At 44.6% G+C, this 2,013-nt stretch carries 2 protein-coding genes; both read left to right on the plus strand.

The window, feature by feature from the left end; translation table 11 throughout:
* A partial coding sequence (locus PLA23_RS12920) for a LuxE/PaaK family acyltransferase (RefSeq protein ID WP_324475456.1) occupies nucleotides 1-1,017 on the plus strand: 1,017 nt, incomplete at its 5' end.
* Nucleotides 1,007-2,013, plus strand: a 1,007-nt coding sequence (locus PLA23_RS12925; RefSeq protein WP_324475457.1) for an acyl-CoA reductase, incomplete at its 3' end; no start/stop codon positions are given. The genes PLA23_RS12920 and PLA23_RS12925, both read left to right, overlap by 11 nt.

The following is a 2,013-nucleotide window of genomic DNA, read 5'->3' on the forward strand; positions in this document are numbered from 1 at the left end:
AAAGAGCAGATCTGGAATGCACGTGTCAATCCACATATTCGGTCATATTTCGAAAAAATTTTCCTGAACCCTGATGCGATATCTTCCCTGACTGATGTCCCCTGGGTGCCGGTAACCATGTTCAAAGAGTTCAATCTTGCAACGGTACCTGCTGAAGATGTTGTAAAGACGCTTCGCTCATCAGGAACAACCGGGCAGCAGACGAGTAAGATTCCCTTAGATAAAATTACTATTCAGAATCAGAATAAATCTCTCTCGAAGATCCTTGCGCATTATCTTGGGCCGAAGCGTCTTATCTTTATTGTAATAGATCACCCGGAGATAAATGATCCTGCCACCGAATTTTCAGCCCGGACTGCAGGGGTCAGGGGTTTGTCTCTCTATGCCCGGAAAACAATTTATTTATTGAAAAAAGAAGGCGATTCACTCACCGTAGATCCTGATGCTCTTGAAGAGATCAGACAACTTGACCGGAATATACCGGTATATCTGTTTGGTTTTACCTGGATTATATGGTCGGTATGCATACCGTATTTCAAGGAACATGATATTCATCTTCATCTTTCAGAAGGCACTCTGTTTCATGGGGGAGGATGGAAAAACCTCCAGAAAATCGCTGTTGGGAAGGATTTTTTTACCAAGAATATTCGTGATTTCTTTGGAATACCTTCGTTCCGTGTTTTGGATTTCTACGGTATGGCAGAACAGACTGGTATCATCTTTCCGGATTGTGAGTGTGGATGTAAGCATGTACCATCGTGTTCAAAAATCATTATCCGGAATATTCAGACCTTAAAGCCCTGTGGGAAAGGAGAACGCGGACTGATTGAGGTAATGAGCATTCTCCCCAATAGTTATTATGGACAGGCTCTTCTTACCGAGGATACCGGGAGAATTATCGGGTGGGATGGATGCCCCTGCGGAAGGAGAGGCATGTTCTTTGAATTTTTGTCACGGGTCGAACGTGCAGAAGTTCGTGGATGCGGGGATACCTTCCGGGTGGATCATGGACGATAATATTCATATTTATGCAGGGGGCTGTGTAGGCAAAGAACGATATGCAGAATCATTCGCCGAATTGATCAGGGAACTGGAGGAGAATCGTCGTGCCCTGTTTGATTGTCCGGATGAGATCATCATCCGCCTGTTTGCACAATTCGGGAAGGAGATCCTACAAGATCCATCCCTGGTCTCTATTCCAGGTCTTTCTTATCTTTCGCTCTGGCTTCGGAAGGAGAACCTCCAGGCAATCTATCGGGTTAACTTTGGGAAAGCACCTGGTTTCAGTGGTCCTATCCCTATCGACTCCCGATATGAGATGATTCATGTTCCACGGGGAATTGTCTGTCACTGGATTGCAGGAAATATTCCGCTTTTGGGGTTTTTTTCTCTAGTTTTAGCGGCTCTTGGAAAAAATGCCAGTATTCTGAAAATCCATCCCGGGGTTTATAACTATCTCAACCCGTTATTACAAAAACTTGAGCAGGTAACCATTGAAATTGAGGGAGTGTGTTATTGCGGGAAGATCATTTCCTCAACGGTTTCACTGGTTTCCTTCCCAGGCAGGAACGAAGACCTGAGTTGTCTGTTTTCACTTTCTGCAGATTGCAGGGTACTATATGGAAGTGATTTGGCAGTGCAGACGATATCCCGTCTCCCTCATCAGGTGCATGCTGATACGATTGTATATGGTCCAAAATATTCATTCGCAGTTTTTGATAAGGAAGCGATTGAGTCACCTGAATTTTCATCGATGCTAAAAGGACTTGCACAGGATATTGTTCTCTATAATCAGGCAGCCTGTTCCTCGCCTCATACGATATTTTTTGAAAGAAGTTCTGTCTCACTTCAGGACATTACAGAGCAGTTGAAATTGGCGCTTGAGTCTCTCCCGGAACGGATGTTTTATCCTCTTGATGAGGGGGTTGCCCTTTCTGTGATCAACACCCGTGCCCGATACCTGCTGGATTGTTCCAGGGATATTGTACTATCAGATGATCTGAAATGGACGAT

Origin of the sequence: Methanospirillum sp. (assembly GCF_035406105.1) — an archaeon.
Taxonomy (GTDB): Archaea; Halobacteriota; Methanomicrobia; order Methanomicrobiales; family Methanospirillaceae; genus Methanospirillum.